This is a genomic window from Cupriavidus sp. 01L46 (assembly GCF_056399905.1).
This window is the reverse complement of the sequence record NZ_JBFTSF010000019.1, coordinates 1-12,792: the sequence shown is the minus strand read 5'-3', so window position 1 is coordinate 12,792 and position 12,792 is coordinate 1. Positions and strand designations below refer to the sequence as shown.

7 protein-coding genes and 1 pseudogene are annotated in these 12,792 nt (G+C 67.5%); 5 read left to right on the top strand and 3 right to left on the bottom strand.

The genetic code is table 11. The features are described 5' to 3' along the window. Window positions 1-429 precede the first annotated feature (429 nt). From smc to def, 4 genes are read left to right on the top strand one after another with little or no spacing between them, the layout of a single operon-like run. A complete protein-coding gene (gene smc / locus AC1DS3_RS05480) occupies window positions 430-3,945 on the top strand; it encodes a chromosome segregation protein SMC (protein WP_477126805.1) in 3,516 nt (1,171 codons plus the stop codon). After that, window positions 3,942-5,330: a cell division protein ZipA C-terminal FtsZ-binding domain-containing protein gene (locus tag AC1DS3_RS05475; RefSeq protein WP_441630321.1), complete on the top strand. Its 1,389-nt coding sequence runs from the start codon at window positions 3,942-3,944 to the stop codon at window positions 5,328-5,330. The genes smc and AC1DS3_RS05475 overlap by 4 nt, the downstream gene beginning before the upstream one ends. 52 nt (window positions 5,331-5,382) lie before the next feature. Beyond that, complete coding sequence (gene ligA, locus AC1DS3_RS05470; protein WP_441630323.1) at window positions 5,383-7,509, top strand: NAD-dependent DNA ligase LigA; 2,127 nt, start codon at window positions 5,383-5,385, stop codon at window positions 7,507-7,509. Beyond that, window positions 7,506-8,039: a peptide deformylase gene (def, locus tag AC1DS3_RS05465; protein ID WP_477126804.1), complete on the top strand. Its 534-nt coding sequence runs from the start codon at window positions 7,506-7,508 to the stop codon at window positions 8,037-8,039. The genes ligA and def overlap by 4 nt, the downstream gene beginning before the upstream one ends. Before the next feature lie 28 nt (window positions 8,040-8,067). Here def and AC1DS3_RS05460 read toward each other — a convergent pair whose 3' ends face one another. Next, a complete protein-coding gene (locus tag AC1DS3_RS05460) occupies window positions 8,068-9,012 on the bottom strand; it encodes a LysR family transcriptional regulator (RefSeq protein WP_477126803.1) in 945 nt (314 codons plus the stop codon). A 172-nt stretch (window positions 9,013-9,184) separates the two neighbouring features. Between AC1DS3_RS05460 and AC1DS3_RS05455 the strand changes: the two genes are divergently transcribed. Continuing rightward, window positions 9,185-10,345 carry a hypothetical protein gene (locus tag AC1DS3_RS05455; protein WP_441630328.1) on the top strand — a complete coding sequence of 387 codons (1,161 nt, stop codon included), beginning with the start codon at window positions 9,185-9,187 and terminating at the stop codon, window positions 10,343-10,345. 137 nt (window positions 10,346-10,482) lie between these two features. Here AC1DS3_RS05455 and AC1DS3_RS05450 read toward each other — a convergent pair whose 3' ends face one another. After that, a complete protein-coding gene (locus AC1DS3_RS05450) occupies window positions 10,483-12,195 on the bottom strand; it encodes a pseudouridine synthase (protein WP_477126802.1) in 1,713 nt (570 codons plus the stop codon). A 23-nt stretch (window positions 12,196-12,218) separates the two neighbouring features. Further along, window positions 12,219-12,792, bottom strand: a pseudogene (locus tag AC1DS3_RS05445) ([protein-PII] uridylyltransferase); the annotation flags it as partial.

The window sequence follows — 12,792 nt, the reverse complement described above, 5'->3', positions numbered from 1 at the left end:
CGCGAAGCCGGGTTCCGTGTTGGCCGGAGGCAGCCATTGCGCCGGAAGCGGGGCGGCAGGTGCAATAGGCCTCAAGGATCACGCTGACAATAAAGAGACTAGCACTAACCCTTGGAAGTTTCCCGCCGGTGCCAAGAGATGCGAGGATTTTCCGTGCAGGGTGGTGTCTTTTGTCGCATGGCAGCATCGCCGCAAGTGTGGGGCGTGAACGGCACAAGGTGTATCGGAAGCGGCCCAAATCCCCAAGGGAAATGGCTTGCGCTTAGCCCGGAAAGCGCCCGGACGCCGAAGGCGCGATGGTATGATTAGCGCCATCTATCGGGCACAAGAGAGAAGGCATGGGGCGCAACCGGCACGCGTCGGCCCCGCTTCTCATTGGAGCCCGGCTCTCCTGAACGCTGCATTACGCTAGATACCCCACGACCAACCGTGCGACTGTCCTCGATCAAGCTGGCGGGCTTCAAGTCCTTCGTCGATCCCACCAATTTTCAAGTGCCCGGCCAACTGGTCGGCATCGTCGGTCCCAACGGCTGCGGCAAATCGAACATCATCGACGCGGTGCGCTGGGTGCTGGGCGAGTCGCGTGCCTCCGAGCTGCGCGGCGAGTCCATGCAGGACGTGATCTTCAATGGCTCCACCGCACGCAAACAGGCTGGCCGCGCCAGCGTCGAACTGGTGTTCGACAACCCTGAGGGGCGCGCTGGCGGGCAATGGAGCCAATACGCCGAGATCGCCGTCAAGCGGGTGCTGACCCGCGACGGCACGTCCTCCTACTACATCAACAACCAGGCCGTGCGCCGCCGCGATATCCAGGACATCTTCCTGGGCACTGGCCTGGGGCCGCGCGCCTACGCCATCATCGGGCAGGGCATGATCTCGCGCATCATCGAGGCCAAGCCCGATGACATGCGGATCTTTCTCGAAGAAGCCGCGGGGGTGTCCAAGTACAAGGAACGCCGCCGCGAAACCGAAAACCGCCTGTCCGACACGCGCGAGAACCTGACCCGCGTGGAAGACATCCTGCGCGAGCTCGGCACCAACCTGGACAAGCTCGAAGGGCAGGCCGAAGTGGCCCAGCGCTTCAAGACCTTGCAGTCCGACGGCGAGGAAAAGCAGCACCTGCTGTGGCTGCTGCGCAAGCGCGAGGCACAGGCCGAGCAGGAGCGGCACACGCGTGCCATCGAGCAGGCACAGATCGACCTGGAGGCGCAAACCGCGCAACTGCGCCACGTCGAGGCCGAGCTCGAGACCATGCGCGCCGCGCATTACGCCGCCTCCGACAATATGCACACCGCGCAGGGCGGCTTGTACGAAGCCAATGCCGAGGTCAGCAAGCTCGAGGCCGAGATCCGCTATGTGGTGGAGTCGCGCAACCGCGTGCAGGCGCAGATCGCAGCACTGACGGCGCAGCGCGAGCAGTGGCAGGGCAAGGCCGAGCAGGCTACCGATGCCCTGGCGCAGGCCGAGGAAGAGCTGGCGGTGGCCGAAGGCCGCACCATCGAAGCCCAGGAGGCCGTCGCGCACAAGACCGATGAGCTGCCCACGCTGGAAGCCCAGTGGCGCGATGCCCAGGTGCTGTCCAACGAGCAGCGCGCCAGCATCATGCAGGCTGAGCAGGCGCTTAAGCTGGAGGCCGCGCAGCAGCGCAGCGCCGACCAGATGCTGCAGCAGCTGGAGCAACGCCGCGAGCGCCTGTCCGGGGAAGAAAAGGGGCTGGACCGCCCCGATGAAACCCGCCTGGAAGAGCAACGCGCCGAGCTGGCCGAGCAGGAAGCCGTGCTGGAAGAAGCGCAGGCCATCCTGGCCGACTCCGCCGACAGCGTGCCGCGCCTGGATAGCGAGCGCCGCAGCGCGCAGGAGCGCGTGCAGCGCGAGGCCGCCGCGATCGGGTCGCTCGAAGCGCGCCTGACCGCGCTAAAGCAGCTGCAGGAAAACGTGCAGACCGAAGGCAAGGTGCAGCCCTGGCTGGCCAAGCACGGCCTGGCCGATCTGCCGCGCCTGTGGAAGAAGCTCCATATCGAGCCGGGCTGGGAGAGCGCGCTGGAATCCGTGCTGCGCGAGAAGCTCGGCGCGCTCGAAGTCTCCAACCTGGACTGGATCAAGTCCTTCCTGTCCGACGCGCCGCCCGCCAAGCTGGCCTTCTACTCGCCGCCACCGGCCGGGCGCCCGCAGGAAACCCCCGCCGGCATGCGTCCGCTGATGGCGCTGGTGCAGATCACCGAGCCCGGCATCCGGGCCGTGATGCAGGACTGGCTGGCCGATATCTACACCGCCACCGACATGGCGTCGGCGCTGGCCCAGCGTGCCACGCTGCCCGAAGGCGCGTCGTTCGTCGTGGCCGAGGGCCATCTGGTGGGCCGCAGCTCGGTCCACCTCTATGCGGCCGATTCCRAGCAGGCCGGCATGCTGGCCCGCGAGCAGGAAATCGAAAACTTGCAAAAGCAGGCGCGCGCCCAGCTGCTGCTGTCCGACGAAGCCAAGAGCCAGGCGGTCCGAGCCGAGGCAGCCTACACCCAGGCCAGCGCCGCGCTCACCGAGGCCCGCGGACGCAGCGAGCAGGCCACGCGCCGCGTGCACGCGCTGCAGATGGATGTGCTCAAGCTGTCGCAGGCCATGGAGCGCTACGCCGCGCGCAGCGGCCAGATCCGCGAGGAACTGGCCGAAATCGCCGCGCAGATCGAAGAGCAGCGCGCCATCCGCGCCGAGTCCGAAGCCAGCTTCGAGCAGCACGACGCCGCGCTGGCGGAGATGCAATCCACGCACGAAGACCACCAGATGGCCTTCGAGGCGCTGGACAGCAAGCTGTCGTCGGCGCGGCACCAGCTGCGCGACTTCGAGCGCGCGGCGCAGGAAGCGCTGTTTGCCGAGCGCAACCTGGCTAACCGCATCGACGAGCTGCGCCGCAATATCCAGACCGCGGGCGACCAGTCGGAGCGTCTCGCCCAGTCGCTGGAAGATGCCCGCGTCGAGCTGGAAACCATCAATGAGCAGACCGCCCACACCGGCCTGCAGGATGCGCTGGAGCGCCGTGCCGAGAAGGAAGAAAAGCTCCAGCTCGCCCGCACCGAGCTCGATGCGCTGTCGGCGCAATTGCGCCAGTACGACGACCAGCGCCTGGCCGCCGAACGTAGCCTGCAGCCGCTGCGCGACCGCATCACCGAGTACCAGTTGAAGGAGCAGGCCGCGCGCCTGAACCAGGAGCAGTTCAGCGAGCAGCTGACGACCGCCGAGGTGGACGAGGCCGCGCTGGCCGGGAAGCTCACGCCCGATCTCAAGCCCTCCTACCTGCAGGGCGAGGTCACGCGCCTGAACAACGCCATCAACGCGCTCGGGCCGGTGAACATGGCCGCGCTGGACGAACTGGCGGCGGCGCGCGAGCGCAAGACTTTCCTCGATGCGCAGTCGGCCGACCTGATCGACGCCATCACCACGCTGGAAGACGCGATCCACAAGATCGACCAGGAAACCCGCGCGATGCTGCAAGGGACCTTCGACCAGGTCAACCTTCACTTCGGCGAGCTGTTCCCGTCGCTGTTCGGTGGCGGGCAAGCCAAGCTGATCATGACCGGCGACGAAATCCTCGACGCCGGCGTGCAGGTGATGGCGCAGCCGCCGGGCAAGAAGAACTCGACCATCCACCTGCTGTCGGGCGGTGAGAAGGCCCTGACGGCCATCGCGCTGGTGTTCGCCATGTTCCAGCTCAACCCGGCGCCGTTCTGCCTGCTGGACGAGGTGGACGCGCCGCTGGACGATGCCAATACGGAGCGCTACGCCAATATGGTGGCGCGCATGTCGGACAAGACCCAGTTCGTCTTCATTTCCCACAATAAAATCGCAATGGAAATGGCACACCAGTTGATTGGCGTGACGATGCAAGAGCAAGGTGTATCGCGTATCGTCGCCGTGGATATGGACGCAGCGCTCTCGATGGCGGAGGCAGCATGACGCTCCAGACCGCCCTGATCGTTGCAGGCATTGTCCTGCTGCTGCTGGTAGTCGCCTACAACCAGTGGCAGATCCGCAAGGCGCGCCGCCCGCGCGCCCTACAGCCCGATGATGACCTGCCGCCGATGCGCGAGCCGGTGGTGAGCCCGGTGGTCAAGCCGGAAGTCAGCGCCAAGCTGCATGAGCCATTGCCCGAGCATCAGGTCGAGCGGCGCGAGCCCACGTTGTCGGCTTCGCCGCTGGACGCCGCCGCCGTGGCGGCTGGCATGGCCGCCAGCTCAGCCGATGCCGACGACGCCCTGGCGGATGAAGTCGCCGTTGCCGCGGCGCCGTCGTCGGCCCATGCACCCAATGCGGCTGCCGGCAAGCCCGGGCATGCCGAGGAGGCGGGAGAGTCTGCCGGGACCGCCGAATCGCACGGCGCTGCGGACCACGAAGAACACGCGGACCACGCGGACCACGGGGAACGCACTGAACAGCAAAAGCCCAAGCAAGAGGCCGCGCCTGCCCAGGCAGCGCAGCCGGAGCCCGTTGCGCTCGATGGCCAGCCCACGCCGGCCGTCATCGATCCGCTGATCGACTGCATCGTGCCGCTGCACCTGGAGCGCAAAAGCTCGGGTGATCGCATCCTGCCGCTCACCGGCCGCCTGCGCCGTGCGGGGACCAAGCAGGTGCACATCGAAGGCCTGCGCAGCGAAGCCAATGCCTGGGAGGCGGTCACAGCCGGCCATCAGTATGAAGACCTGCAGGTGGCGGTGCAGCTTGCCAACCGCGGCGGCGCGCTCAATGCGCTCGAGTTTTCGGAGTTCGTCAATGCGGTGGAAGCGCTGGCGGAAGCGCTCGACGCCTCGGCCGATCTGCCCGACATGACCGAGACGGTCGCCAACGGCCGCGAGCTGGATGCGTTTGCCGCCAGTTGCGATGTGCAGCTTGGCGTCAACGTGATCTCCGACGGCGCGCCGTGGTCGGCAGCCTATGTGCAGACGGTGGCGACCCAGGACGGGCTGGTCCTGTCGCGCGACGGCACTCGCTTCACGCGCTATCAGGCCAACGCCGAGGGCGTGCAGCGGGCGCTGTTCACGCTGCAGTTCGGCGATACCAACTTCCTGCGCGATGACCTCACGGCCAAGGCCGGCCGCCAGATCACGCTGCTGCTCGATGTGCCGTCCGCGACGCAGGCGACCAAGCCGTTCAAGACCGTGTGCGAGTACGGCTACAGCCTGGCGCAGCGCATGGGCGCGCAACTGGTCGACGACAACATGCGGCCGTTGAGCGAATCGTCCTTCGTCGCCATCTTCGGCCAGCTTCAAACACTCTACGACAAGCTGGAAGCCCGCGGCATGCCCGCGGGCTCGCCGGTGACGCTACGTTTGTTCAGTCTCTGATACGCCAGTTCGGCATCGACGATAACGACGACAACGGATTCAGTCCTTCAGCATGAGCACCAAACCAGAAGGTGCGGCGGCGCAAGCCCCCGCGCCTATCAGCGATTCTCCCGCCGCGCGCGCCGACTGGCTGCGCGCCGAGCTGGAGCGCCACAACTATCAGTACTACGTCCTCGATGCGCCTTCGGTGCCCGATGCCGAGTACGACGCGCTGTTCCGCGAATTGCAGGACATCGAGGCCAAGCATCCCGAATTGCTGACACCTGAGTCGCCCACGCAACGCGTGGGCGGCCAGCCGCTGTCGGCCTTCGATACGGTGCGCCACGCCATCCCGATGCTGTCGCTCAACAACGGCTTCGAGGATGAGGATGTGCTGGCCTTCGACCGCCGTTGCGCACAGGGGCTGGGGCGTGCCGCCCCCGCCGAGGGCACGGCCGACCTGTTCAGCGCCGCCGAAGCGGTGGAGTATGCCTGCGAGCTGAAGTTCGATGGCCTGGCCATGTCCTTGCGCTACGAGGCCGGCCGGCTGGTGCAGGCCGCCACCCGCGGCGACGGCGAGACCGGCGAGGACGTGACCGTCAACGTGCGCACCATCAAGGCGATTCCGCTGCGYTTGCGCGGKGAGGCTGAGGCCTTGCCGGCGGTGCTGGAAGTGCGCGGSGARGTCTTCATGTAYCGCCGCGAGTTCGACAAGCTCAAYGCGCGGCAGGCCGAGGCSGGSGAGAAGACCTTCGTCAATCCGCGCAATGCTGCCGCCGGCAGCCTGCGCCAGCTGGATCCGCGCATCACCGCCAAGCGCCCGTTGTCGTTCTTTGCCTACGGGCTGGGCGAACTGCAAGGCGTGCCGCGTCCCGAGACGCACAGCGCCATGCTCGACTGGTTCGCCGGGCTCGGCATGCCAGTCTGCGCGGAGCGMGAAGTCGTGCGGGGCGCGGACGGTTTGCTGAGCTTCTATCGCGGAGTGGGCGAGCGGCGCGCGGCGTTGCCTTACGACATCGACGGCGTGGTGTACAAGGTCAACGCGCTGGCCGAGCAGGAGCGCCTTGGCTTCGTGTCGCGCGCGCCGCGCTTCGCGCTGGCGCACAAGTTCCCGGCCCAGGAAATGACCACGGTGGTCGAGGATATCGAGGTGCAGGTTGGCCGCACCGGCGCCATCACGCCGGTGGCGCGGCTGGCGCCGGTGTTCGTTGGCGGCGTGACGGTGACCAATGCCACGCTGCACAACGAGGACGAGATCCGCCGCAAGGACGTGCATATCGGCGATACCGTGATCGTGCGGCGCGCCGGCGACGTGATTCCCGAAGTGGTGGCGGTGGTGCCGGAGCGCCGGCCCGCCGACGCACGCGCCTTCGTCATGCCCACCGCATGCCCGGTGTGCGGATCGCACATCGAGAAGCTGGAAGGCGAGGTGATCGCGCGCTGCACMGGCGGATTGATCTGCGCGGCCCAGCGTAAGCAGGCGCTGCTGCATTTCGCGCAGCGCCGCGCCATGGATATCGAAGGCCTGGGCGACAAAGTGGTCGAGCAGCTGGTCGACATGGCGATCGTGCACACGCCAGCCGATCTCTACAAGCTCGGCGTCGCCAAGCTGGCCGCGCTGGACCGGATGGCCGACAAGTCGGCTACCAACCTGGTGGCGGCCATCGAGGCGTCGCGCGAGACCACGCTCAACCGCTTTATCTTCTCGCTTGGCATCCGCCATGTGGGCGAAGCGACGGCCAAGGACCTGGCCAAGCATTTCGGCAAGCTCGATGGCCTGCTGGCAGCCGACGAGGCCGCCTTGCTGGAGGTCAACGACGTGGGGCCGGTGGTGGCGCAGTCCATCGCCAACTTCCTGGCCGAGCCGCACAATGTGGAAGTCATCGAGCAACTGCGTGCCGCCGGCGTGCAATGGCCGGAAAGCGAGCCGGCGGAGCGCGCTGCGCCCGCGCCGCTGAGCGGCAAGACGTTCGTGCTGACTGGCACGCTGCCCACGCTGTCGCGCGAAGACGCCAAGGAAAAGCTGGAAGCGGCCGGCGCCAAGGTGGCCGGCTCGGTGTCGAAGAAGACCGACTATGTGGTGGCTGGCGCGGAAGCCGGCAGCAAACTGGAAAAAGCCGAGGCGCTCGGCGTGCCCGTGCTGGACGAGGCCGCCTTGCTGGCTTTGCTGGCCGAGCTTAATACCGGAGATCAAGCATGATCCGTGACATTCTCAAGATGGGCGACCCGCGCCTGCTCCAGGTAGCGCGCCCTGTCACGCGCTTCAACACGCCCGAGCTGCGCATCCTGATCGACGATATGTTCGACACCATGGATCACGCCAATGGCGCTGGCCTGGCTGCGCCGCAGATCGGCGTGGACCTGCAGGTGGTGATCTTCGGCTTCGACCGCAATMCGCGCTATCCCGACGCGCCGACCGTGCCCAAGACCGTGCTGATCAATCCCGAGCTGACGCCGCTTGGCGAGGAGCAGGATGAAGCCTGGGAAGGCTGCCTGTCGGTGCCGGGGCTGCGCGGTGTGGTGCCGCGTTTCACGCGCCTGAAGTACACCGGCTTTGACGTGATGGGCGGGCGCATCGAGCGCATTGCCGAGGATTTCCACGCGCGCGTGGTGCAGCATGAATGCGACCACCTGCAGGGCATCCTCTATCCCATGCGGGTGACGGACTTCACGCGCTTCGGCTTTACCGATGTGCTGTTCCCCGAGCTGCCTCCCAATAGTGACGACTGACTGGCGACGACTGACCGGTGACGACTGATCAGCGATTGCCCTGGCGGCGATGGCGTGCCGCGATACGGTGGGTCAGGGCGACCAGCGCCGCGCAGGCGGGATTGTCGTCGCGCTCCCGGTAAGCCAGGGTCAGCGGCGCGCGCAGCTGGTCGGCTTCTTCCATGCGGCGGTAGGCCACGCCGTGCGKGTTGAGCCCGGCCATCGAGGCCGGCACCACGGTCACGCCGGCGCCGGCGGCTACCAGGTTCAGGTTGCTCAGCATGCGCTCGACTTCCGCGCCCACGCGCGGCGTGAAGCCCAGCCGCTCGCACACCTTCAGCAGATCGCCATACATGCCCGGCGCGCCCGGGCGCCGCACCAGGATGAACGCATCGTCTGCCAGCGCGCGCAGCGAGATGGCTTCCTGGGCCGCTGCGTGGGCCGGCGCGCCGCGCTTGCGCAGCAGCGGATGGTCCAGCGGCAGCGCGATCACCATTTCCTCTTCCAGCAGCAACTCGAAACGCAGGCCTTCGGGGCGCCCCACCGGCGCGCGCAGCAGTGCGACATCGATCGTGCCTGCGGTGAGTTGCTCGATCACCTCGGCGGCGTTGTTCTCGCTGAGCTTGAGCGCAATGCCGGGAAAGCGGCGGCGGCAGGCGCGCAGGACCTCGGGCGTCAGCTTGTGCGCGGCTGCCGAGCTGGTGAATCCGACCGATAGCATGCCTTCCTCGCCGCGTGCCATGCGGCGCATGCGCTGGCGCGTCTGGTCCAGGCGCGCGAAGATGTCCAGCGCGTCAGTGCGCAGCGCCTGTCCGGCGGCGGTGAGCGCCACACCGCGCGGCTGGCGCTCGAACAGCATCACGCCCAGCTCCGTCTCGAGCGCCTTCAACTGTTGCGACAGCGGAGGCTGCTGGATGCCCAGCTGCTCGGCGGCGCGCGTGATGTGGCCGGTTTCGGCTACCGCGAGAAAGTAACGAAGGTGTCTCAGTTCCATGGTGTCTTTCCGGGCTGGGCGCGGCAGAAAGCATATCTTTTCGATATGTATTTCCACTGTGGCATATATTTTACATCGAGGTCGCGGCGGCCTAGGATGGTGCGGCTTTACGAACGAAAACACGGGCGCGCGCGCCAGGCGGCGCGCCGCATCGAGCACCGGGAGACAGGATATGAAGACACTTTGCCTTGCACGCTGCGCATCGATCGCCTCGATTGCACTGATTGCGCTAGCCGCGGCGGCCCAGTTTGGCTGCGCCGCCCCGGGCGCGGACAGTGCCGCGAGCGCGAAGCAGGCCGCACCGGCGCCCGGCACGGCGCAGCAAGCTGCAGCGCCCCAATGGCAGCGGGTCAGGCTCGGCACGGGCGCGAGCGCCTACGATTTCCCGGCCTATGCCAACCATCCGCTGGACGCAGACCTGCGCGGCATCCGCGAGGTGATCTTCGTCCAGCACGGGCTGCAGCGTAACGGCGACGACTACTTCGCGGCCGGCGCGGCACTGCTCAAGCAAACCGGGCGCAATCCCGACGAGGTGCTGCTCATCGCGCTGAACTTCCCCGGCACGCCGGATGCGGCCAAGGGCAAGCATTTCGACGGCATGCCGATATGGAGCGTGCAGGGCTGGATGAGCGGGGAGGATGCGGTCAACCCGCCGTTCTCGGTCAGCTCGCTGCAGGTGCTGGACGACCTCGTCAGCATGGTGACCAACAAGGCCCGTTTTCCCGCGGTGACCCGCGTGACCGTGGCCGGCCATTCGGGTGGCGCGCAACTGGTGCATCGCTATGCAGTGCTGAACAATGTCGATGAGCGTATCCGCGCGGGCGGCATCGATCTGCGCTACGTGGTGGCGAATCCTTCGTCGTATCTGTATTTCACGCCGGAGCGCCCACGCGGAACGAGCTTTGCGCCCTATGACACAGCCATTTGCGCGGACTACGACAATTACCGCTACGGCATGCGCGACATGGTGCCCTATGCGCGCGGCGCGAGCGGCGATGCGCTGTTCCGCCGCTATCTCCAGCGCCAGGTGACCTATCTCGTGGGCTCGGAAGATAACGACCCCAACCACCGYGTGCTCGAYAAGGCMTGCGGCGCCGAGGCCGAAGGCCCGACCCGGCTGGAGCGCGCGCGTGGCTACCTGCGCTACGCGCGGTACCTTGCCGCATCGATGGGCAGCCAGCGTCCGCCGGTGCGCCACCAGGCGTTCGAGGTGGTTGGCGTCGGCCACAACCAGCACCGGATGCTTGGCTCGCAATGCGGTGCCAAGGCGGTGTTCGGGCTGGCGGAGACGGCCAATGCGGACGGCGCGGCTTGCCGTGCGCCGCAGCTGTGAAGCGATTGGCGCAGGGCAGGGCGCGGGCTTGCGGCATGGCTTGAGACATTGGCCATGCTATGAGCCGGTGGGTACGCGGCTCGGCAGATGCGCGCTGGTGGCCATGGCGGCCGCCAGCTTGCTTTTTGGCCTGGTGCTCAGAACTTCTCGAAGGCGCCGAGGAAGCGCCACTGGCCCACCGGCAGGTCGCCCAGCACGATGCGGCCCATGCGTACGCGCTTCAGGCCCACGACCCGCAGGCCAACCTGCTCGCACATGCGGCGGATCTGGCGCTTCTTGCCCTCGCGCAGGACAAAGCGCAATTGCTCCTCGTTCTGCCAGCTCACCTTGGCCGGCTTGAGCGCTTCGCCATCCAGCGACAGGCCGTGGCGCAGCTTCTCGATCAGTTCCACCGGGAACACGTGCGAGATGTCGCGCTCGACCAGGCCTTCCGGCGAATCCCAGCTCACCCGCACCAGGTATTCTTTCTCGACGGTCGAGTCCTCGCCGATCAGGTGGCGCGCAACGCGGCCGTCCTGGGTCAGCACCAGCAGGCCGGTCGAGTCGATGTCGAGCCGGCCGGCAGGCGCCAGGCTCTTGCGCTGCCACGGGGCAAAGCGCTTGCGGGTGGGGTCCAGCTCCCACTGGTTTTCCGGCGCGAACAGCACGGCGGCAGGCTCGTAGCCATCTTCGGCCTGGCCCGACACGTAACCGACCGGCTTGTGCAGCAGCACGGTCACGCGTTCGCCCTGCTCGGAGCGTGCGGCCTGGTGGATCTCGATATTGGCGTCCGGGCTGATGCGCGAGCCCAGTTCGGTAACGGGCTGCCCGTCGACCAATACCCAGCCGCGCGGAATCCATTCATCGGCTTCGCGGCGCGAGCACAGGCCAAGTTCCGACATCCGCTTGGACAGGCGCACCAGGCCATCGGAGCTAGGCTGGGGCGCGTTCTGCACGGGGGCGGCACGTTCCGTACGTTCCGCACGGGCGCCGCCCTGGTAGTCGCGCTGGCCGGCATCGCCGGAGCGGCGCGGACGGTCATTGTCGCCACCGTGAGCGGGACGGCGAGGGCGGTCGTCGCCCTGGCCCGCAAAGCGGCGCGGCCGGTCCTGGCCTTCGCCAGGGCTGAAGCGGCGCGGACGATCGTTGCCTTCGCCCGGGCCGAAATTGCGCGGACGATCATTGCCTTCACCGGCAAAGCGGCGGGGCCGATCCTGGCCTTCGCCTGGGGCGAAACGACGCGGACGGTCATTGCCTTCGCCAGCAAAGCGGCGAGGCCGATCCTGGCTTTCACCCGGGGTGAAACGGCGCGGCCGGTCCTGGCCTTCGCCGGAGCCAAAGTTGCGCGGGCGGTCGTTGCTGTCGCCGCCAAAGCGGCGGGGCCGATCCTGGCCTTCGCCCGGGGTGAAACGGCGCGGCCGGTCCTGGCCTTCGCCGGAGCCRAAGTTGCGCGGGCGGTCGTTGCTGTCGCCGCCAAAGCGGCGGGGCCGATCCTGGCCTTCGCCAGGGGTAAAACGGCGCGGCCGATCCTGGCCTTCACCGGAGCCAAAGTTGCGCGGGCGGTCGTTGCTGTCGCCGCCGAAGCGGCGGGGCCGATCCTGGCCTTCGCCCGGTCCAAAGCGACGTGGCCGGTCCTGGCCGTCGCCCGTGCGCGGGCCGCGCGGCGGGCGCTGGCTAGCGTCTTCCGCCTTCTTGCGGCCACCGGCGCGTTCCTGTGCCTGCTTGATGCCGTCGACCACGGCGCGCACGCGTCCGCGGTTCAGGTCGGAMACTCGCACCGGCCGGGTGGCGGCGGGTTTGCGGGCATTGCCCTCGGGCGCGGCGGTCTTGATGCCCAGCGTCTTGCGCTTGGGCGAATTGCTATCGGTCATATCTTCTATGTGGGGCGTCCGGCCTAGATGGCCAGCGCCGCCAGCAGGTCCTGTTCAAGCTGTAACTGCAGTTTGTTATCCKAGGCGAGGCGGCTGCCATCGACCAGGAAAACGTCTTCCACCCGCTCGCCGAGCGTATTGATGCGGGCGGTATGCACCGAGGTGCGATGTTTGGCCAGTACGCGGGAAATCGCGTACAGCAGGCCGGTGCGGTCGTTGGCCGACAAGGAAAGCAGGTAGTACTGGCCGCGCTCGTCGGGGCGCAGGTCCACGCGCGGCTTGATCGGGAAGCTGCGCGACTGGCGCGACAGCCGCCCCTGGGCGGGTTCCGGCAGCGTGCCTTGCTGCTGCAGGCGCTCGGCCAGTTCGTGCTCCACCAGCGCGATGATGTCGCGGTAGTTGCCGCTGGCATCGCTGCTGATGCCCGGGTCGGTCACCTGGAACGTATCCAGCGCATAGCCGTGGCGCGTGGTGTGGATCTTGGCTTCCTGGATGGAGAAGCTCTTGCGCTCGAAATAGCCGCAGATGCGCGCGAACACGTCGGGCTGGTCCTTGACGTAGACCGCCACCTGCAGGCCTTCGCCCGCAGGCGACAGG

Excerpts from the sequence above, each read along its gene's own strand:
- AC1DS3_RS05475 (WP_441630321.1), top strand. The coding sequence starts at position 3,942 with ATGACGCTCCAGACCGCCCTGATCGTTGCAGGCATTGTCCTGCTGCTG.